Origin of the sequence: Nocardia sp. NPDC127579, assembly GCF_042672005.1 — a bacterium.
GTDB lineage: Bacteria > Actinomycetota > Actinomycetes > Mycobacteriales > Mycobacteriaceae > Nocardia.
Genome location: NZ_JBHXVZ010000018.1, coordinates 16,518 through 35,098, shown reverse-complemented (window position 1 = coordinate 35,098; position 18,581 = coordinate 16,518). Strand labels below are relative to the sequence as shown.

General features: G+C 67.7%; 21 protein-coding genes. 12 read left to right on the top strand and 9 right to left on the bottom strand.

Features of this window, described 5'->3' with window-relative positions; genetic code table 11:
• The first annotated feature begins 380 nt into the window (after positions 1-380).
• The gene (locus ACFVMC_RS32970) at positions 381-1,412 is read left to right on the top strand and encodes a hypothetical protein (RefSeq protein WP_379216873.1); all 1,032 of its coding nucleotides are present in this window, start codon (positions 381-383) and stop codon (positions 1,410-1,412) included.
• Here ACFVMC_RS32970 and ACFVMC_RS32965 read toward each other — a convergent pair whose 3' ends face one another.
• The 3 genes from ACFVMC_RS32965 to ACFVMC_RS32955 all read right to left on the bottom strand — a co-directional run bounded on the left by ACFVMC_RS32965 (position 1,413) and on the right by ACFVMC_RS32955 (position 3,036).
• The gene (locus tag ACFVMC_RS32965) at positions 1,413-1,595 is read right to left on the bottom strand and encodes a hypothetical protein (RefSeq protein WP_379216871.1); all 183 of its coding nucleotides are present in this window, start codon (positions 1,593-1,595) and stop codon (positions 1,413-1,415) included. It abuts the gene before it with no gap.
• Between the two features lie 233 nt (positions 1,596-1,828).
• Complete coding sequence (locus ACFVMC_RS32960) at positions 1,829-2,233, bottom strand: hypothetical protein (protein ID WP_379216869.1); 405 nt, start codon at positions 2,231-2,233, stop codon at positions 1,829-1,831.
• Positions 2,230-3,036: a ParA family protein gene (locus tag ACFVMC_RS32955; protein WP_379216867.1), complete on the bottom strand. Its 807-nt coding sequence runs from the start codon at positions 3,034-3,036 to the stop codon at positions 2,230-2,232. Before ACFVMC_RS32955 ends, ACFVMC_RS32960 begins: the two co-directional genes overlap by 4 nt.
• Positions 3,037-3,171: 135 nt before the next feature.
• Here ACFVMC_RS32955 and ACFVMC_RS32950 point away from each other — a divergent pair, with 135 nt between their 5' ends.
• Entirely contained in the window at positions 3,172-3,642 is a 471-nt protein-coding gene (locus tag ACFVMC_RS32950; protein ID WP_379216866.1) for a hypothetical protein, read from the top strand.
• A gap of 202 nt (positions 3,643-3,844) precedes the next feature.
• Positions 3,845-5,554: a hypothetical protein gene (locus ACFVMC_RS32945; RefSeq protein ID WP_379216864.1), complete on the top strand. Its 1,710-nt coding sequence runs from the start codon at positions 3,845-3,847 to the stop codon at positions 5,552-5,554.
• 69 nt (positions 5,555-5,623) lie between these two features.
• Here ACFVMC_RS32945 and ACFVMC_RS32940 read toward each other — a convergent pair whose 3' ends face one another.
• Complete coding sequence (locus ACFVMC_RS32940; RefSeq protein WP_379216862.1) at positions 5,624-5,884, bottom strand: hypothetical protein; 261 nt, start codon at positions 5,882-5,884, stop codon at positions 5,624-5,626.
• Positions 5,885-6,091: 207 nt separating this feature from the next.
• Here ACFVMC_RS32940 and mobC point away from each other — a divergent pair, with 207 nt between their 5' ends.
• The 3 genes from mobC to ACFVMC_RS32925 all read left to right on the top strand — a co-directional run bounded on the left by mobC (position 6,092) and on the right by ACFVMC_RS32925 (position 9,936).
• Positions 6,092-6,622, top strand: coding sequence for a plasmid mobilization relaxosome protein MobC (gene mobC, locus ACFVMC_RS32935; RefSeq protein WP_379216860.1), 531 nt, complete (start codon positions 6,092-6,094; stop codon positions 6,620-6,622).
• Positions 6,619-9,279 (top strand): relaxase/mobilization nuclease domain-containing protein, encoded by a 2,661-nt coding sequence (locus tag ACFVMC_RS32930; protein ID WP_379216858.1) that lies wholly within the window; start codon positions 6,619-6,621, stop codon positions 9,277-9,279. The genes mobC and ACFVMC_RS32930 overlap by 4 nt, the downstream gene beginning before the upstream one ends.
• A gap of 414 nt (positions 9,280-9,693) precedes the next feature.
• Positions 9,694-9,936: a hypothetical protein gene (locus ACFVMC_RS32925; RefSeq protein ID WP_379216856.1), complete on the top strand. Its 243-nt coding sequence runs from the start codon at positions 9,694-9,696 to the stop codon at positions 9,934-9,936.
• A gap of 39 nt (positions 9,937-9,975) precedes the next feature.
• Here the strand turns inward: ACFVMC_RS32925 and ACFVMC_RS32920 are convergent, their stop codons facing one another.
• The 3 genes from ACFVMC_RS32920 to ACFVMC_RS32910 are packed head-to-tail and all read right to left on the bottom strand — an operon-like array spanning position 9,976 to position 11,129.
• Positions 9,976-10,269, bottom strand: a complete 294-nt coding sequence (locus ACFVMC_RS32920; protein ID WP_379216854.1) for a type II toxin-antitoxin system RelE/ParE family toxin — start codon at positions 10,267-10,269, stop codon at positions 9,976-9,978.
• Positions 10,266-10,523, bottom strand: a complete 258-nt coding sequence (locus ACFVMC_RS32915; protein ID WP_379216852.1) for a type II toxin-antitoxin system ParD family antitoxin — start codon at positions 10,521-10,523, stop codon at positions 10,266-10,268. The genes ACFVMC_RS32920 and ACFVMC_RS32915 overlap by 4 nt, the downstream gene beginning before the upstream one ends.
• 54 nt (positions 10,524-10,577) lie before the next feature.
• Positions 10,578-11,129, bottom strand: coding sequence for a hypothetical protein (locus ACFVMC_RS32910; protein ID WP_379216851.1), 552 nt, complete (start codon positions 11,127-11,129; stop codon positions 10,578-10,580).
• Positions 11,130-11,379: 250 nt separating this feature from the next.
• Here ACFVMC_RS32910 and ACFVMC_RS32905 point away from each other — a divergent pair, with 250 nt between their 5' ends.
• Positions 11,380-12,276 carry a hypothetical protein gene (locus tag ACFVMC_RS32905; protein ID WP_379216849.1) on the top strand — a complete coding sequence of 299 codons (897 nt, stop codon included), beginning with the start codon at positions 11,380-11,382 and terminating at the stop codon, positions 12,274-12,276.
• A 240-nt stretch (positions 12,277-12,516) separates the two neighbouring features.
• Complete coding sequence (locus tag ACFVMC_RS32900) at positions 12,517-12,675, top strand: hypothetical protein (RefSeq protein ID WP_379216847.1); 159 nt, start codon at positions 12,517-12,519, stop codon at positions 12,673-12,675.
• Between the two features lie 43 nt (positions 12,676-12,718).
• Here the strand turns inward: ACFVMC_RS32900 and ACFVMC_RS32895 are convergent, their stop codons facing one another.
• Together ACFVMC_RS32895 and ACFVMC_RS32890 are read right to left on the bottom strand one after the other, a co-directional pair.
• Positions 12,719-13,807 carry a hypothetical protein gene (locus ACFVMC_RS32895; protein ID WP_379216845.1) on the bottom strand — a complete coding sequence of 363 codons (1,089 nt, stop codon included), beginning with the start codon at positions 13,805-13,807 and terminating at the stop codon, positions 12,719-12,721.
• 78 nt (positions 13,808-13,885) lie between these two features.
• Positions 13,886-14,110, bottom strand: a complete 225-nt coding sequence (locus ACFVMC_RS32890) for a hypothetical protein (RefSeq protein WP_379216843.1) — start codon at positions 14,108-14,110, stop codon at positions 13,886-13,888.
• Positions 14,111-14,255: 145 nt separating this feature from the next.
• Between ACFVMC_RS32890 and ACFVMC_RS32885 the strand changes: the two genes are divergently transcribed.
• From ACFVMC_RS32885 to ACFVMC_RS32870, 4 genes are all read left to right on the top strand, one after another.
• The gene (locus ACFVMC_RS32885; RefSeq protein ID WP_379216841.1) at positions 14,256-15,866 is read left to right on the top strand and encodes a DNA cytosine methyltransferase; all 1,611 of its coding nucleotides are present in this window, start codon (positions 14,256-14,258) and stop codon (positions 15,864-15,866) included.
• Positions 15,867-16,464: 598 nt separating this feature from the next.
• Positions 16,465-16,716, top strand: coding sequence for a hypothetical protein (locus ACFVMC_RS32880; protein WP_379216839.1), 252 nt, complete (start codon positions 16,465-16,467; stop codon positions 16,714-16,716).
• Positions 16,717-16,730: 14 nt separating this feature from the next.
• Positions 16,731-17,696 (top strand): hypothetical protein, encoded by a 966-nt coding sequence (locus ACFVMC_RS32875; protein WP_379216838.1) that lies wholly within the window; start codon positions 16,731-16,733, stop codon positions 17,694-17,696.
• A 457-nt stretch (positions 17,697-18,153) separates the two neighbouring features.
• The gene (locus tag ACFVMC_RS32870) at positions 18,154-18,375 is read left to right on the top strand and encodes a hypothetical protein (protein WP_379216836.1); all 222 of its coding nucleotides are present in this window, start codon (positions 18,154-18,156) and stop codon (positions 18,373-18,375) included.
• Positions 18,376-18,581 lie beyond the last annotated feature (206 nt).

The window sequence follows — 18,581 nt, the reverse complement described above, 5'->3', positions numbered from 1 at the left end:
CCCCCCCCCCCCCCCCAAAAAAAAGAGAAGGCCCCCGGCTGCAACCAGGGGCTCTTCGACGACCCAGAAGGGCCTACGCTTTGCGAAGCGGCTCTAAGGGTAGCAAGCCGCACTATGTCTCCCCAAGGATTGGGGCCGGTGGATCGGATCACGGTCCAGTGGTACCTGCGGTTTCGCTGCCCACACATGTATCTACAGAAGGGCGTCGCCGCGCCCTCGGTCCCGCGCGGATCTGCCCGCAGCGGCCACAGCACAGCGAGGCGTCACGGCGTACCGGGGCCTTGTTCAAGCCCCCGCCTCTGCAGCTGGCCCGCCCTGAGGACCTCTACGCCGGCGTCCCGGCGTGCTGGTGGTCCCGCGAGCGGTGGGTAGCGCTGGTCATGGCGCTCTACGACCTGCTCTACGACGAGCTGCGCCGCACCCTGCGCGCGCCCTCGGTCTCCCGGAAAACCTTCCAAGCCTGGGCGATCGCCGAGTCCGAATGCGCCGACATCGTTACCGGCCGCGAATGCCGGCCATCCGTGCGGCACCTCAGCCGAAAGATCGTCCGGTGTGCCCGCACCGTGAAACGCTGCCGCGAGCTGGCCCGGCTGCTCGACGTGCGCCAGGTCGTCGTCACCGGCCGCCACCGCACCAAACTCGAACGCCTGCTGTCCTGGAAGCGCGACGACCGCCACCGCGGCTGGACAGCCGAAGCCGCCCTCATCGACTCCCCCTCCTACGCCCACCTTGTGGATAACTCGACCCTGGAATCCCTTGCCCAACAGGGCTTTGTCACCCCACTGCCACGAAGTGGCGGTTCTCTTGATCTCTCACGACCCCCGAGCGTTCCTCTAAGCAAGAACGTGACCAAGGGACGCGCTCCGCGCGGCAACGAGAAGAAGAGGGCGCGACGCAAGAGCCCAGACTATGACGAGCGAGCCCTGTTGCTGGCGTCCAGGATCCGCGCTGACGCACGTTTTCCGCTCTGGGTACGGAAGATGGGCCGCAACGGGCTCGCGGGCGTCCTGACCAAACGTGCGATCGCGGGCTGGACCGCCGACGACGTACTGCAAGCACTCGACCAGTTCCTCCTGTCCGGCAAGAAGATCTTCACCAACCCCGACAACCCCTACGGCTACCTGGCCTCGCTGCTGCACCCGATCCCGGTCGACGAACCGCCGGCGCTGCTGGACCGGGCCCGCGAAGCCGCCAAGGAGGAAGCACGCCGTGCTGCGGTCCGGCGCGAGTGGGAGCAGCTGCGCGCCGACACCATCGCAGCCGCCGCGGCGGCGGCCACCGAGGACTCCCCCGGCCGGGCCGCGGCGATGGCGTGGTCGGCCGAGCATGGGCGCCGCGTCGTCGGCAAGTCCGCGATGCGGCACCAAGGCGTCGAGGCCGCTCGTCGCGAGATTGCACGTGAACGTCGATAGCTATCGATTTTCGATCCAGGTCGTGTCGGTCGTCATCGTGGCCTCGATGGTGACTGACTTTCCCTCGTGCTCCACAGTGACCGACTCGCCGCGATTCAAGCCCTCTGCTGCCTTGCGGGCCCACTCCGGAAGATCCTTGCGGCGGATGAGTTCTCCGTCTATTAGATAGCTAATGATTTCCACGATGCGCCCCAAGTCTGTTGAAGTTCATGATCCAGTCGCATTTTCCCTTTTCAGACCACTCATCAGTTGAGTTTGCGAAGAATTCGCCATGCAAGTCGGGCGGTGTAGTGCTGACTGCCGCATCCTTCGGGCCTCCAGTGGAGTTTCGCAGTTCACTGGTGAAGTCCTCAGCGCGCGTGCGCGGAGCAACCTCACATGGCCCGCACACGCCCATACCTCGTGTATGGGCGTGTTTACTCGGCCTGTTCCTTGAGTGCTGCCAATCGTGCGGTGAGTTCGGCGGTGCGTTGCTTGGCGAGCTTCTGAACCACAGTTTCGACTTGGTCGGCGCCGGCGGTCAGTAGCGCGGAGAGCGCGACATGACGGGGGGTGTCGTCCCCGAGCAACTGCAGGATCCGGTCGGCGGCGTCCTCGACAGCGGCGGCCGCGGCCGCGCTGATGTAGAACGAGGTGCGCCGCATCCCCGCCGGGTCCGGGCGGGTGCCCTTACCTGTCCTTACCTGGCCCTCACCCTTCTCCACTTGTGTATGGGCAGCCGACTTGCCGACCGGAATGTTCAGATTCACCCGGGAGCGCAGGATCTCGTCGGAGTCGGTGCGGCTCATGTCCGGTGGCGGCAGGTCCTTCTTCCTGGTCACGACGCGACCGCCACCAGCTCCGGCTGCACCCTCTGGGCCAGCGCTCGGAACGCCTCGGCGGACTTACTTCTGGGCGCGTGCTGGAAGACCGTGATGCGCAGCCGCCAGGCCTCACGAATCACGGAGCTGTCCTTGAACACCGCCAGCACGCCCAGCGGGTGAGTCTGAAATGCGTCGTGCGTCGTGGTGGCGATGCGGCCCTTGCGGCCGTCGTACATGTTGATGATCAGGCCTGCGATATCGAGCTCAATGCCCAGCGCGTCCTGCAGGGTCGAGGACTGGCGCAAAAACAGCGCCAGCGCTTTGATGCTGGAATCCTCAGCCTGTACCGGCACCAGCACACGGCCCTGGATCCCCGCCTCCGGGCGGCGCCGACGCGCCGCGTTGAGCGCGTTGTCGTTGAGCGCGCCCAGCGAGGGCGGGGAATCGATCAGCACGTCGTCGAAGACGCCTTCGAGCTTGTCGAGGAAGCGGCTGAGGATCTCCTCCTTCGCCCTCATGGCATACATCTTGGGCTCGAGCAGGAACATGTCATCGCTGGTCGGGATCACGAACAGCCCGCTGGTGGTCTCCACCACAAGCTCACCGAGCTCACCGCTCCACTCGCCAGACAGCAGGCGCGCCAGGTTCGCCCCGCCCGCGGGCGCGGGCTCGACGCCGAGGGCGTCGGAAAGATTGCCCTGTGGATCCCAGTCGATGACCAGCACGCGGCGGCCGGCCTCCGCGAGGGCAGCCCCGAGGTTGATGGTGTCGACCGTCTTGCCCACACCACCCTTCTGGTTGGCAATCGCATAGATCCACATGCACGCGGACCCTACCTGGGCAGTCGCCCATACCAAGGTAAACGTCTCTCCAACTCGTGTATGGGATGCCCATACACGACAAGAAATCTAGTCTTATAGCAAGAAATTTTACCAATCGCCAAGTAGACTTGCCTCATGTCACTTCCGTTCTTCGAAACGACCGACCGGGGGTTTCTCCCCGCCGGGAGCGATGTGACCGCCGTCCTGAGACACGGCGAGGAAGAGGCCTTGCACGCGACATGGCGCACCTTCCAGCACATCGGCTACATCCGCCGGACCCTTGCGGTGATCGACACCGACAAGTCCAAGGCCCTGCTGTCCACGGACTTGCGCGTCGAGCTCGCCGGGCTCGCCGAGGTCACCGCACTGCAGGCGCTGGAAGCCAACCGCCGGCTGACCGAACTGCTGACCGGGCGGCGCTGGAGCGTGATGCGCAGCGCCCGCGAGGCAGGTGCGAGCTGGGCCGCCGTCGGCGCCGCGCTCGGCATCTCCAAACAAGGCGCGATCGACTGGTACAAGCGCAAGATCGAGCACCAGGAACAACACCTCCCGGAGCTCCACGACGCAGCGCGGGCCCGCGCGGTGCTCCCCGAGGAGCCGATGTGATGCCTCCCGCGCCTCTCTCCACTGACCTCCACCATGCCCATACTCAGGTATGGGCGTGTATGGGTCGGGAGATTACTGCGCCGCGCCGCGTAGCTGTCTACCGTCCGACACGCCCACACACGGTGCGCGTCAGCGGCGCATCCGCCCGCGCTCATGCCACACTCCACAGTTTCGCTCCGACCGCGAAGGAGGGGGACATCTGATGTTCCGCCGCAAGCCAACCCACGCTCGTATCGCACCGCGGCGCCCGGATGACGATCCGCTGCTGACCGCGGCTCTGCCCGAGCGCGTGGCAACAGCTCAAGCCAGGCTCGCACACCAATACAACCCGGCATTGCACGAAGCGCTCTCCGAGAGCGAGCTCGCCGCCGATCGTGAGCTCGCCGAACGCCTGCGCTCGCACGACCGAAGCGAGCAGCTCGCCGAGATCCAGACCATCGAGGCCACCGCCGCCGAGGTACGCCGCACCCACACCGAGATCGTGCGCAGCGAAGCACGCGACCTCGCTCTGGCGCAGCGGGCACTGGCTCAGCAGCGGCGCGCGGGAAGCCCGCACGCGCAGCTGGCTCGGCTCTACACGATCGACAAGTGGGGCGGTCGCGCGCTGGCCGGCGTCGTGCTTGGTGCGATGGCGTTCTCGGCCGCCAACGTCCAGCACAATCTCGCGCCCGGCGGACCCAGCGAGCCACTGTTCTGGCTGAGCTATCTGCTCGAAGCACTGATCTCGGTGGTGCTGGTGGTCTTCATGGTCTCCGGCGCCGCGGTCGCCCGTTGGAAGGTCGACGAGGGCAAGGCCACGATTCAGGCGATCGAGCTCGCGCTGCTGGCTGGATCCGTCCTGCTCAACACTTTCCCGTACCTGAGGTCCCCACAGGATTGGGGCTCAGTGGCCGTGCACTCGGTCGCGCCGATCATGATGGGCGTCGCGCTGTTCGGGCATACCGCCATCGCCAACCGCATGGGCGCCGCCATCGCCAAGGCCTCCGCCGAACTCCCGCCCGTCGACGACTCCGCCGAGCGCCTCGAAGCTCTGCTCTCCCGCGCATCCACACCCGCCCATACACGAGTAGAGACGGGTAAGGATGCTGTCAACACAGACGCGATCGACGCCAATCTGCGCGTCGACGACGCCGCCCTGGCGGACTTCGAGCGTGAGTTCGCCGGCGCGGAGCCGCGCGCGGAGCAGGCCGGCGTGCTGTCGTCGATCGCGCGCGAAGCGATCGAGCGCGCACCGATCGCGCGCGGTGAGGCCGAGGTATCGCGCGCGGAAGTCGCTGCCGCGCGCGCGGTGAGCGAGCTTCCCGAGCTCGCGCGCGAAACCACCGTCGCGCGCGAGCCCGATCGCCGTGATAAGGCTTCGCTCGAAGAAGAGGAAGCCGAGGCGTCGCGCGCGTCGCGCGTCGCGCACAACCCGGCTGAGCTGGAAACCGATTGCGACTCGCTCACCGATCGCGAGGCCGAGAGTGACACGCCTGAGCCTGCCGCCCCGCTCGACACCACGGCAGTGGTGACCCTGGTTCGCGCGCCGGAGACCGCGCGCGCGCCACGCGGAATTGCCGCCACTGCGCCGCGCTCGTCGCACACGTCGTCCGCGCGCGGAACGGTTGTCGATGGTGCCCTCGCGCGCGCGACCGATCGCGCGCGCCGCGCGACTGCGGCGCCGAACAGCAGCACCGCGAGCGGCCCGTTCGCGCGCGAGATGACACCGGCGGCGGCCATGCGGCTCGCGCGCGCGGTGAGCGAGCGGGGCAAGTCCAAGCAGCCGATCGAGGTACTGGCGACGATCTTTCGCGCGCGGTCGCAGGGCATGACACCCAACGCGATCGGGGACCAGGTGCACCTGCCGCACTCGACGGTTGGGCGCGCGATCGACGCCGCGCTCGCGGTATCGGGCCCGCGCGCGATCGACTAACCCACAGCGCGGCAGAAGCGCGGCAGCCCCGGCGGGTCGTATCCGCCGGGGCTGCCGCGTGTTCGGAGACTACTCGGTCGGCAGGTCCTCGCCGATGCCGAGTCCGACGCGCAGGTGCAGCTCGGCTTGGCGCTGCATCGCCTGGACGATCTGCCAGCGCAACGCCAGCTCGGCAGCCTTGTCGGGCCGGGAGAAGGTTCCGTCGCCGATGGCGTTTTCTGTGGCCTCTTTGGCCTCGTCCATAGCGGTGTATGCGTCACCGGCAAGCCATTGTGCGCGCCCCAAATGTGATCCGACCATGCGTTCCCACTCCCAAATCCTCACCGTCATGTACAGGCGAAATCATCCACCAGATCTCTTCTGTGCGGTCCCGAATCGGACCTGCCCACCGCTCAACTTCCCGGTAGACTCATACGCAGCTTCAGGCAGAGCAAGGTAACATTTACCCGGGGTAAATGATTGGTCCTCGCTGGGGCGCTCGGGGTCCACCCGGGGGCGGGTGGTCGCTGCGCTGGGCATCGGCTGGAGGCCGGAGAGGTGGTCGCGGTGAGCGTGGAGGCAGGGTTTTCGGAGCAGTCGGCGACGGTTGCGCCGCGGCGGTCGCAGAACATCGCACGGTCTCGTCGTCGACGCCGCCGGCCGAACATCATGGGGGAGAAGCGGACCGTCGAGGTGGTGCTCTCGGTCGAGGAGTACGAGCGCGTAGCGCGGTCGGCCGAGGAGGCGAACTGCACCGTGCCGTGGTACTTGGCTCAGTGCGCGCTCGAACCTGTCGCGCCGGCGACGAAGGACGGCGGGCCGTGGTTGTCGTGGCCGAAGCGGCGCGAGATCGTGCGGGCGTTGATGTCGGCGGCGAGCGCGTTGGACATGCTGCGGCTGCATCATGTGTCGAAGATCGGCGGCAATCTCAATCAGTTGACGCGGTTGGCGAACGTGGACCAGCACATTCCTGACGATGTGCTCGAGGATTTGCCGGTGGTGCTGGAGCAGTTGGAGGCGGTGGGCGAGGATCTGCGTGAGCGCGCCGAAAGGTTGGAGGAGCTGGCGCAGAAAGCGGCGCGGCGATGATCGCGAAGATCCGGCGCGGCAAGAAGATGTCGGGGCTGATCGTGTATCTGCTCGGGCCGGGTGAGCACAACGAGCACAAGGACCGCCACATCATCGGTGGGTCGCCGACGGTAATGCGGGAGATGTGGCTGGCGCATTTCGACGGCCCGGGCGATGACGAGGCCGCGCGTGATGTCGCTTTGGCGGTCGCCGACGAGATCGAGATCCCGCGCCGGTTGTACGGCACGCAGGTTCGGATGAAGGCGAAAGTCGCGGTCGGTGTCGGCGGCCGCGAGCTCGGAATGGATGTTTTCGAGCCCGCGCGCAAGTCCGAGAAGGGGACCTACAAGGACGCCCCGGTGTGGCATTGCGTGCTCGCGGCGCAGCCGGGTGAGGAACTGTCCGACGATCGGTGGCAGGAGATCGCCGGGGTCTTCATGGAGCGGATGGGTTTCACCGCGACGCCGGATGCGCAGCGTGCTCAGGCGCGGTGGGTCGCGGTGCGGCACGGCCATTCCGGGGAGAAGGGCGAGGGCCAGGACCACATCCATATCGCCGCGAGCCTTGTGCGTGAGGACGGCAGCAAGGTCTCCACCTACGACTACGGCCCAGGGAAAGCGAAGGGGGACTGGCCGCGGGCGGATGAGGTGTGCGGGGAGATCGAGCGCGAGTTCGGGCTGAAAATTCTCGCGACACGGAAGGAAGGCGGCGGCCTGTCGGAGAACTCGCGTGCGGAGATCGAGCGCGCGAAGCGGCTCGGCACACCGGAGACCGAGCGTGAACGGTTGCGTCGGATGGTGCGCGCGCACGCGGTCGGCGCTGAATCCGAGCGCGAGTTCGTCGAGAATCTGCGGGAGGCCGGCGTCGCGGTGCGGGCCCGCTACGCCGCTGGCGGCACGAGCGAGGTGACCGGGTATTCGGTGCGGCTGCGGCGCGGCGACGCCGAAATCGGGCCGTGGCTCGGCGGTGGAAAGCTCGCCAAAGACCTTTCACTGAGTGCGCTGCGCGAGCAGCAGTGGGCCGACAGCCCCGAAGCTCGTGAGGACGCGCTCGCGGCTTGGAAGGGCCGAGCCGACCGCGGCAAGCGGTCCGGCCGGAGCCGTGGTGAGGGAATCGACCCGTGGGCGCAGGCCGCCGCCGAGGTCGAGCAGTGGCAGGCGCGTCTGGGTGAGATCCCAGTGAGCGACCGCGGTCAGTGGGCGTGGATGGCCGGGCAAGCCGCGGGGGTTTTTGCCGCCTGGTCGGAAGTGCTGGAAGGTGATGAGCCGGGTGCGTTCGCGGCGGCGGCTCGGGAGATGACCCGCAGCGCGCAGGTTGCGCGTCAGGCCGATCGGTGGCGGCCGCCGCGCGAGCGGCGTCCGGGGCCGATCGGTGAGATCGCCCAGGCGCTGCTCACTCATACCGGCGGGTCGCGGCCCCGCACACACCTGCCCGCCTCGCAGGGTGCCCGTGACGGGCAGGCCGCCGCTGAGATGGCCGTGCTGCTGCTCGCGCTGATGGTGCTGGCGCTACTCGCCGCGATCGCGATCGCGCTCGCCGTTGCACGCGCGCACCGGGCCCGTGGCGAACTCATGCGCGCGAGCGCGATCGAGCATGTGACGCGCACGCAGATCGATCCGGTGCGGGCGGGCTGGGAAAGCGAGCTTGCCGCGCGCCGGGATCAGTGGGACCGCGACGCCGCCCAAGTTTTCGCCGCGGCCGCCGGCCGGGCCGCCGCGCGCCACGTCCTCGGCGACACCGTCACTGCGCAGACCAGGGTGAAACGTCCGGCGATGTCGGCCGAGGTCGCCGCGGCCGCCGCCGGGCCGCTGACTCCGCCTGCGACGAACGTGCGGATCAATCGGCCGTACTACACCGAACTGACCGAGGAGCAGCGCGCCCAGCGGCGGGTGGTCGCGGTAGCCCGAGCGTGGGAGACCGGTCGCGAAGTAGAGCCGCGCCGGTGGGACGACGAGCGCCTGGACGCCGAGCTCGCGCACCGGCGCACCGAGATCGGTCTGCTGGCCGATCTCGTCGCTGCGCGCCGCGACGGACGAGGCCCGCACACCGTCGCGGTGCTCGCCGACAACGCGGAACTGCGCCGCCAGGTCGACAAGATCAGGCCCGCCCGCGACGCCCAGCAAGCCGCTGAGGAGGTGCTCGCCGAGCAACAGAAGCTCACACGGCGACATCAGGCTTTGCAGCAGAAGCTGGACCAGACGCCGCGCCGCCAAGTGCTGGCGCGGCGTGAACTGGCCAGTGAACTGGCCGAGACCCAGGCGGCGCTGGCCGAGCTCGCACCGAAACAGGTCCGCACCGAAGCCGTCGCGCAGGCCGCCGCTGAAGCCACCGGCATCCCGGCCCAGGAGTGGAACAGCATCGAATTCCAGGCCCAGGAGCAGCAGCGTCAAGCTCGCTTGCGCGGCGCTCAGGACAAGGATCAGCGCGAACTCGCGGCCGATGCGAAGGCACTCGAGAAGCTGCAACGTGAGCTCGGGACCGTCGAGGCAGAGCAGCGTCGTCGCAGCCAGCTCACCGGCGAACAGCGTGACGCTGAGCAGCGCCGCCGCGCCCAGACCAAGGGCCTGCCCACACGCAGGACCGGCCAATCGGCCGACAACACGCCGGCGTGGCAGCAGCCCTACCCGCCGTACCAGCCTGATCACGGGCGAGACCACGACACCGGTCTCGGTCGGTAGCCAGGCAACAACGGCTTGGCTCTGAACGCCGAAATGAACACCACGCGAGCGCGAATCCCGACACCACCCCCGGTGGCCGACCACCCGCCGACTTTTGTCGGACGAAACTTCCCCGGAAAATTCTCCGTGGTGCAAGAGGTCTAAGTGAGAAGAGAATGCGGAGGCGTGAGTGGGGGAAGGGAGAGAGATGGTGCAGGCGCGGTGAGGGCGCAGCAAGGGGGATGAGTTGAGGTGAGAAGGGGGGTGGGAAGCGGCAGCGAAGGTGTGTGTGGGTAGTCGAAGCTGCCGCGCCAGCTTCGCTGGCTTGCCCCGCCGCGCCTGGCGTCGCCGGGTGCGGGCATTGTCGGTGCCGACCGCTCTAATGAGCGGCACTATGGGATCGACCTGCGCGGCGGGACAGGGGAGGACAGAGTAATGACGATCGGCCCGTACCGCTATATCTGCCCGCACTGCCTCGTCGGCGTGCACGACACCCCGTTCTGCCCGTTCCGGGCGCCGGCGGAGCATGTGATCACACCCGCGGAGATGGTGACCTATCGCCGCATCCGCGAGCTCGAACGCCAGGGAGTCATACCTCCGCTGGTCATCCGGTGGCGGTGGCTGGGCTACGGCCTGCTCGCCGTCGTCCTGTTCATCTTGTTCCTGATCATCTTCTGACCAGCCCCTGTCGGCCCGGCCGTGCGGGGGCGACAGGCACTACAGGTGCCGACCGGGGTCCATGCGCTGATGCAGGACGCGGATCACGTGGACGATCCCGGCGCCGGTGATCCGGTAGAACACCACGTGGGACCCCGCCGTGAGTTTGAGGTAGCCGGACCGGATGTCATCCAGCGGCCGCCCGATTCGAGGATTCGCAGCGGCGCGCTCGATGGTGTGGCGGAGCGCGTGCAGGTACTGCTCGGCCTGGTCTTCACTCCACCGCTCGGCGGTGTAGTCCCAGATGCGGCGCAAGTCGGCGCGCGCGGCCGGGGAGAGGGCGTAGTCGCTCACGCGCTGCGCTGGCGCCGCGCGGCGGCCTTGCGCTCGGCGATGAACTCGTCGAAGTCGAACGGTTCAGCGGGGCCGCTGTTCTCGCCGTCGATGAGGGCCTGGCGCAACGCGTCGACCCGAGTCTCATGGTCTTCGAGCAGACGCAGGCCAGCGCGGACGACATCGCTGGCCGAGCTGTAGCGCCCGGACTCCACTTCGGCATCGATGAAAGCCACGTAGTGGTCGCCGAGGCTGATGGAGGTGTTCTTGGCCATGACCACAGGATACCAAGCCTTGGTATACCCCTGAAGGGGTTGAGGGCACACAGGTCACGACCGGCGTGGGTAGGTCAGATAGGCGATGCCGTTGTGGACCGGCTCGGCCGCGCTGCCGCGCAGCTGTCCGGCGTCGAGCTGCTCGCGGACCCGCATCAGCACGGCGCGGATCGAGCGGGGCGAGGACAGCACGCGCTCGACGGCGGCGCGATGCTCGGCGGCGACGGTGGGCATCCGCGCCGGCGGATTCTTCGCTACGTTCGGGTCGACCGGAGCGTGGAACGCCTGCCACACATCCAGCACCGTCGGTGCCAATGCGCGGTGGGCGTCGATATCGGTATCGGTGCCGCGGTGACGCCAGCGATGGGCGAGCGTGCGCAGCAGCTGCTCGGTCGCGCCGGGATCGTCGAGGAGGCGGTCGATCTGGCGTTGGACCGATATCCGTTCCGGAACCCGCACCTGCTTTTCCCGGACCACTTCGTGTACCCGGATGCCTTCGTCCAGACCGCGGCGGCGGCAGTCGGCAGAGCACCACTTGCGGCGGCGTCCCATCGGTTTCTGGACGATCGGCATCTCGCAGCGTGGGCAGGTCTCGACCTCGTCCATGTGCTCAGCCTACGAGTTTCGTCGGACGAAACCTGCCTGCCGCGCCACGCGAAGTGCAGAAGGTGTGTCGGAAATGGGCCCACTTTTGTCGGACGAAACTCCCCTGTTCTTCACGAGACGGTGGAAGAGGTGTGTCAGCGGCGAGGGGGGCGTACTGCGTGCGTCGAGAGCCCTCGCGATGGTGGGGTTCGGTGCGATGATGCGCGAGAGCGCGGAGCAGGGGCCGTGCACCGAAACACCTGGGGGTGAGATGACTTCACGCGAGCTGGAGCGTCATTGGCACGAGTGGGACGACCAGGACTACCGGATCGTCGTGACCGGCTGTCTGGCCGGTCTGGCCGATGAGGAGGTGGCCCGCGGCGCGGGCCGGACGCTGCGAGCGCTGGAACAACGCGCGCATGTCCTCCTCGCGCCCGGCAACGGGAACGGGAACGGGTCGGCATGGCGGCGACTACGGCAGCTGCTCGACCGCGACCCCGGCTACGACTGGGAGACGGTGGTGCGCGCCTACCACGCCGACAACGATCTGCCCTACTTCGACCAGGCCGTCGACGACCGCCTGCGCGAGGTGTGGGCGCAGACAGCGCCGAGGCCCCGGGCCTGGCTCAGACCCCGGCGCACCGCCGGCACGGGGATGCGAGATCTCGAAACCGAGTTGGGTTTGCACGAGTTCCTGATCGCGCGTCGGCTGCGCTACCTCGGGGTAGCGGACTCGCTGGCCGAGATCGTCGAACGACTCGGCGCCTCACCGGAGGGTGCGCTGGCTGCCCGGGTCCGGCTGATGCAAGACCGGCAAGCGATCGCGCTGCACGTGCTGACCCTCACCGACGAGGCCGGGGCGGTGCTGCATACCTCCCTGCACCCGAACCACGCCGAGGCGGAGAAGGCGCGCGACGAGCTGGCCGCGGAAGAGCACTCGCTGACGACGTGGACCATCGTCGAACGCTGGCTGGGCGACGGCGACACCGGCCCGGTCCCGGTGACTGGCTCGTTCGGCACGCTGGCCACCGCCCCGGCGGCCGACACGGATCGGCCCGGCCGGCGGCGCACGGCACCGGTGCTGCCGCCGGAGCTGCCCTCGTTCATGCGCCTTCCCCACCCGCCACCACGTCGGCGCGAGGAACCTCCAGCGGATCCCGCCGTGTAGGACCACGATGTCCTCACCAGGAGGGCGGTTCCAGGCCAGCTCATCCAGTCGAAGTGACGTAGCTCACCGGACAGGTTTCGCGTAGTGCGCTGACCTGCTGCTCCTCGCGAGTGAGACGCGAGGCAGATATCGCCGCGGACCACCGCAGACATGAGCGCAGGCATGGAAACGCAGGATTTACGCAGCTATAGGTGTGCTCGGATTCGCGGGAACGGTCACCTGCGCAGAAAGCGAGATCCCATGTCCGACAGCCCTATCGGACCCGCCGAACAGCCCACACCACCGCGACTGCCGCGCGGGCTCGATCGGCTCCGGTTCTGGGCCGTCTACGGGGAACCGTTCGTCCCGTACATTGTCGGGCTGGTGTCGCTGGCCTGGTCGGTCTACGACCTCGTGTAGGTAAACCGGTGAAAATTTTCACGGTCAAACCTATAAGCACTGATCAGCGCTCCGCTACGGCGGTAATCAGGGTGCGGTCGCCCATCTGGACGGTGGTGATGGTCTGTCCCCACCGAGTCGGAGTCGGTTCCCCCGGCCAGTGTTCGTGCACCTCGACGTTCCACAGGTTGCCGCTCTCGTCGGCCTGGGTCACATAGACGCAGTACCGGGTGCCCACCGGCACCTGATCGATCGCTTCGGACTGAATCACCTGCGCAGGCGGCACTTTCGCGTCATCGGTCGTGTAGGAGCGGACCTTGGTCGCGCTGCGGTCGACGTAGAAGGCCCACTCGAACCCGAAAATCGCATCGATCGCGCTGGCGGTGGAGCCAGGCTCGGCGCCGACCGCTGTGCCGACGGTGCGGGTAGCGGTGCAGCCCGGCGTCGCGTGCTCCCACGCCCGCGGCGCGCTGGAGGTCACCGAGGCGGCGGGCGGTGCGCTCGTCGCCGAGGATGCCGCCGACTTCTGATCGGTGGTCGAGGTGATCACCAGCACCACCACCACCGCGAGGACCACCGCCCACACCAGCAGTACCGCAACGATCTTCACGGCCCTCGCGCCACTGCGTCCGGATCCGGCACCGTGCTCGCGGCCGGCGGCGGCGCGTAGGACACCGCGGCCGCCGGAGCGATCTTTGAACGCAGCGCGCGCGGCGGTGCCGTTGTCGGCGTAGTCGGCGGCCGCGGCGTCGTAGCCGGGTAGATCCCACTCGGAATCGTCGTCGACCTCGTCAGAGGGATCGAGGTCGAGATCGATCTCGGGCGCTTCGGATTCCGGGGCTCGGTGCTCGGGATCGGTCACCCAGTCGTCCCACGCGCCCGTGTATTCGCTGTCGCTGTCGTCGACGGGCGGCAGCACCGGCGGCGGGGTGAAGTGGTTCCAGTCGTCGGCGAAGGCCTCCGAGTCCCAGGGCTCTTCGTCCTCACGGATCTCGACCGGTCGACGCCGACGCTTCTTCGCGCCGCCGGCTTTCTTGCGGTCCGCGCGGGTGGGCGGGCGCAGGCCGGGAAACGAGGGCAGGCCCGGCAGCACGAACGGATTGCTGCTGTCGGTACCGGGCTCTGCTGGTGTGGGCGGCTCGCCTCGAACCATGATCTCCCCCTGAAATCGATGATGTTCGCGCGGTTCTCGCGCAGGGCCGAACGTACGGGCTACTGCGCGGAATCGCAGCTAAGTCTCGGGCTGGTCGTTCGTCGGCTGGGCGTCGCGGGGGCCTTTGCCGTCACGGATCTTGGCGATGTACTCCCGTGAGAAATCGGCGTCGCGGGCGATGGCGCTGATCCCGACGCCGTGGTCGAGCGCGGCGCGGATGGAGGTGAACAGCTCGACCCGGGCGTTGTCGTAGGCCTCGCGGGCGGCGCGGACGCCGGCGCGGTACTCGTTCTGCTGCTTCATGCCCCACAGTGTTGCACACAAAGTTGCCAACATAGTTGACAACCACTCTGGCATCCTTCACTGTGAACACAGTTGCCAACTTTGTTCACAGTGGAGGTGGTGTCGTGACCGGCATCGAATGGACCGAGGTCATCGAGGGCCAGCCGTGAGCGCCCCCGCACGCACTCGCACCGCGGTGCACCGTCCTGCGGTACGTCGGAGGCGCTTCCGTCACGACGACCTGGTCGCGGTCGACCTGTTCTCCGGGTTCGGCGGGCTGACCCGGGGGATCGAGGGAGCCGGATTCACCACGATCCTGGCTGCGAACCACAACGAGTACAAAACCAGTGTGCACGAGCGCAACCACCCGGACGCCGAGCACTGGATCGCCGATCTCGTCGACCCCGAGTCCTCGGACTACCACTCCGCCAGGGACCTGCCCGCCGCCGATCTGCTCGCCGCCGGGGTTTCGTGCGTGAACCACTCGCAGGCCAACACCAAGAAGGCGTACGAGCAGCAGGTGAGTCTGTTCGATCTCGAGGACCCCGAGTTCGATGCGCGCGTTACGCGCTCGGAGCGTGACCGGGCCACCGCGAACTGCGTGCTGCACTACGCCGCCCGCCATCACCCGCGGCTGATCCTCGTCGAGTGCACCACCGAACTGGTCTCGTGGGGTCCGGCGATCCCGGGCAAGCCCAAGATCGGGGACGGCTCCACCTACCGGTGGTGGCTGAAGCAGTTCGAGATCCTGGGCTACCGATACAAGGAACTGCGCCTGAACTCGCAGTTCTTCGGCGTCCCGCAGAGCAGAGACCGGCTCTACGTCGCGTTCTGGGACCAGCATCTGCCGACCCCGGATCTCGACCACCGGCCGCTGTCGTGGTGTGAGCGCTGCGACGACGACGTGGAAGCGGTCTGGTCGTGGAAGACCGGGGTGCCGTTGTCGGGAGCGGTTCGCTACGGAACCCAGTACAACTACCGGTGCCCGCGCTGCCGCCGCGAGGTCATCCCGCCGATGACGCCGTCGCTGCACGCCCTGGACCTCACCAACCCCGGCACCCGGATCGGGGACCGCACCCGCCCGTTGAAGTCGACGACGATGGCCAGGATCGAACGCTGCCGCGCCCGCTTCGCCGAGTTCCCGGCGATCCTCATGCCCGCCAAGGGGATCCACGGAACCGAACGCCACCTGGTGCAGCCCATGGCCACCCAGACCAGCCAGCAGGAAACCGCGCTGCTGGCCACCGGGGCGGTGTTCGCCGCGCACCGCCACAACGGCGACGGCAAGCCCTTCAGCCGGCCTATGGACACCGTCACCTCCACCCACGAGCTCGCGATGCTGTTCGCGGCGGTGAACAACTACCAGGGCGCACCGCGCGCAGTCACCGAGCCGATGCCGACGACGCTGGCCTCGGAGACACTGAGCCTGCTGTCGGGGGTGGTGCCGTTCCGCAAGAACACCCGCCCGACCCTGGGCACCGAGCCGATGCCGACCGTGACTTCCGAGCAGATCCCCGGGCTGCTCACCGCGGAATGCGTTGCGGCGCTGGCGGATCTGCCGATAGAGGACTGCTTCTTCCGGATGCTCGGGCCGAACGAGGTCGGGCGGGGGTGCGGATTCGACACCACCTTCCCCGGGCACGAGGGGGCGTTCATCGTCTGGGGATCGGCGCGCGCTCAATGCGACGGGTTCGGCAACGCCGTCAGCCCGTCCGTGGGCACCTGGATCGGGTCGCGGCTACGGGCCGTCCTCCACGCACCAGAAGCGATCGCCTGACATGGGGACATGCGGCGCCGTCAGCCTGTGCGTGTGATGCGAAAGGCGTTGCGCCGCCTCAAAGAGTGCAGCGATGCGATGAAGTCGCGCCAGGCTGCACGTGCGCTGCGCGCCGGTGCCCGGTGGAGGCGGCAAGTAACAGCGCACCAGGATTCATGACCATCTGGAGCCTCCCTCTTGCCTGCTTCCACCGGTCGGTCGAGGGGCTGCGGCTACAGCACACCCCGAATGGTTGAGACGTCACGCGCCGGTTGCTCCGTGTCAACTTTCGGCCGTCTCGGTTGGCGTTGCGAACGCCGAGTGCCATTGAAGCTTCCCGCCATGCCGATGGGCCGGAATCCGGGACGACCCCGGTCATAGCCGAACAATTCGGAACACCCCTGGCTTGAGCGGGCGTGAGTACTGGATTGTCCGGGTTGTCGGCCGGACAATCGACAATCCAGGACATCGGTGAGCGCGATCGCGAACAACCGCTGACATCAGCGGCTGTCGCTGGAGGGCCTCGGCGGCGGACGATGGAGCTCGTCACGCGTGAGCGCAAAGGGACGGCTATCCCGACGCGCTCGATCCGGTTCCAGTCAGAAAGCGGCCCTGCCCCATGCGATCTCAGAAACCCGGCTCCTTCGTACGCCGCAGGAGCCTGCCGGGATGGTGGTTCATCGGCTACGTCATCGTGTTCGTGCTGTTCGTGGCCACGGCGGTCATCCTCGTAGTCGTCTGCGGGGTCAACGCCCTGGTCGCGATCGGCGCCCCGGCGACCTTGAGCGCGGCCGCGGTCGCGGTGCTGCGCGCCCTGGGCACCGAGGAGCCCGATCCCGTACCGCCTCCGGCGGCCGGGCCGGGATCGTAAGTGCGGCAACGATCATGGGACGACGACGTAACCCCATCCACGACCCCGAGGGCCCGATCGGGCAGTTCGCGCTGAAACTCCGCGCGCAGATGGACGCGATCCCCGGGCGCACCTTCCGGAAGATGAGCACGATCGCGAACATCTCGCACTCCACCCTGGCCGAGGCCGCGGGCGGGAAGAAGTTCCCTACCTGGGAAGCCACGCGCGCGTTCCTGATCGGATGCGATATCGACCCCGACCTGATCGAGTCGCAGTGGAAGGCCGAGTGGAGCGATGCCGAACGCGCTGTGGCCGAAACGCAGCGCGTACTCGGCACGCCGCCGGCCAGCGCGCGCGGCAGCGCGCCGGTGCGGGCGGTGCAGCTGCGCGCGGTCCCGCCCGCGCTGGCCGATCCCGAGCAGTGGCGCCCACAGCCGGACACCGTGCAGACCTTCGACGACCTGCTCTATGAGCTCAAGCGGTTCAAGATCGCGATCGGCAACCCCGGCCTGCGCACGCTGTCGGTGATGACCAGCCGTTTCTGCTCGCTGACCGCGCTGTCGGATGTGTTCAGCGGCAAGCGCCCGCCAGCCTATGAGATGTATGTCCGGCTGATCGACGCGATGCTCATGGAGGTCGAAGAGCAGTCGAACCTGTTCGACGCCACCGAGCGCCGCCGGCCCTGGCGGTCGATGACGGAATGGCGTTCGGCCTGGACGCGTTCGGAAACCAACCGGGAACGTCCCGATCTGACCCGGCATCGCCGTTACGGCAACATCTTCCTGATCACCGACGGCCAGGACGAGGGCCCCACGGCCAGCATCGTCGCCGAGATGGACCCGGAAGTCGCCGCGGCGCTGCTGGCTAGCTTGGCGCCGAAGATCGCCGGGAACATCATCAGCGACCTGCCGACCAAGCACGCCCAGGCGGTCCTGACCGCGATCGAGAAGCTCCACCGCCGCCCGTCGCCGGTGGAGCGCCCGGCACCCGGGCCGTGGTGATGCGGGAACGGCGCTATGCGGCAGCCCGGCCCGCCTTCACCTGCATGACCATGGGCTGACGCAGATGCCATGTTCACCGCTCTCGACCCACCTACCAGTCTGGTGTCCGGCTCATGGCCGCCCGGCGGGGACGAAACTCCATGCGCGACAGAGTTCCTGCCTCGCGAAGAACCATTTGAGATTACCCGTCAGTAGATTCTGCTCGAATGTCGGCCATGCGCCAGAACGGGGCCGCTCCACCAGCAGATTCGTTCTGCCGCAGAAAAAGTCGCGCAGATGGACATGACGTGTAGGTGCAGTTTCCGTCATGCGGTGCACTAAACTCCATGACGTCCGATTCGAACGCCAGTGCACTCGAATCCGCCTGATACGGATCCGGCTTTGTCTTGAGCCCCCGGGGGTCAAGAAGGACCCGGCCAGCCACCGGCTGAGGTGGCAAGTATCAGGAGGTTGGCACGTGCTTCGTCACGAGTCGGACGACGTTTCGCTGATGAAGAAGCTCCGGAGGGAGTGGAACATTCATCTGCGGAGCGCGGTCGTTGACAGCAGTGTGATCGGGTTGTTCGGGCTGGAGCTCGGTGTGTATCTCTTCGAGGAACACGACGACGCCAGCCGGGCAATGATGATCGCCCGGCTGGCGTCGGCTGGAGCACGCGCGGTCTGGTCTCTCATTTCCTAACCGCACGCTGCGCCAAGGGCCCGGTGTGGACTCGCGATCCCCGCCGGGCTTTCTGGTGTCCGGGGGCCGGTGTGTGTGGACTCGCGATCCCACCGGCTCCGGGTGTCAAAAATGTTGGTTCGCGGCCTCAACGGTATCCGCTTGCTCTATTGGACACCACCGACGACACCAAGGTTTGTGGAACACCTCACTCTACCTTGTGTGAT

Bases quoted from the DNA above. Each gene is read 5' to 3' on its own strand.
- ACFVMC_RS32945 (WP_379216864.1), top strand. From the start codon at position 3,845: ATGTTCCGCCGCAAGCCAACCCACGCTCGTATCGCACCGCGGCGCCCG.
- ACFVMC_RS32915 (WP_379216852.1), bottom strand. From the start codon at position 10,523: ATGGCCAAGAACACCTCCATCAGCCTCGGCGACCACTACGTGGCTTTC.
- ACFVMC_RS32940 (WP_379216862.1), bottom strand. From the start codon at position 5,884: ATGACGGTGAGGATTTGGGAGTGGGAACGCATGGTCGGATCACATTTG.
- ACFVMC_RS32970 (WP_379216873.1), top strand. From the start codon at position 381: ATGGCGCTCTACGACCTGCTCTACGACGAGCTGCGCCGCACCCTGCGC.
- ACFVMC_RS32955 (WP_379216867.1), bottom strand. From the start codon at position 3,036: ATGTGGATCTATGCGATTGCCAACCAGAAGGGTGGTGTGGGCAAGACG.
- ACFVMC_RS32900 (WP_379216847.1), top strand. From the start codon at position 12,517: ATGTCCGACAGCCCTATCGGACCCGCCGAACAGCCCACACCACCGCGA.
- ACFVMC_RS32930 (WP_379216858.1), top strand. From the start codon at position 6,619: ATGATCGCGAAGATCCGGCGCGGCAAGAAGATGTCGGGGCTGATCGTG.
- ACFVMC_RS32950 (WP_379216866.1), top strand. From the start codon at position 3,172: ATGTCACTTCCGTTCTTCGAAACGACCGACCGGGGGTTTCTCCCCGCC.
- ACFVMC_RS32875 (WP_379216838.1), top strand. From the start codon at position 16,731: ATGGGACGACGACGTAACCCCATCCACGACCCCGAGGGCCCGATCGGG.
- ACFVMC_RS32910 (WP_379216851.1), bottom strand. From the start codon at position 11,129: ATGGACGAGGTCGAGACCTGCCCACGCTGCGAGATGCCGATCGTCCAG.
- ACFVMC_RS32925 (WP_379216856.1), top strand. From the start codon at position 9,694: ATGACGATCGGCCCGTACCGCTATATCTGCCCGCACTGCCTCGTCGGC.
- ACFVMC_RS32895 (WP_379216845.1), bottom strand. From the start codon at position 13,807: ATGGTTCGAGGCGAGCCGCCCACACCAGCAGAGCCCGGTACCGACAGC.
- ACFVMC_RS32880 (WP_379216839.1), top strand. From the start codon at position 16,465: ATGCGATCTCAGAAACCCGGCTCCTTCGTACGCCGCAGGAGCCTGCCG.
- ACFVMC_RS32905 (WP_379216849.1), top strand. From the start codon at position 11,380: ATGACTTCACGCGAGCTGGAGCGTCATTGGCACGAGTGGGACGACCAG.
- ACFVMC_RS32890 (WP_379216843.1), bottom strand. From the start codon at position 14,110: ATGAAGCAGCAGAACGAGTACCGCGCCGGCGTCCGCGCCGCCCGCGAG.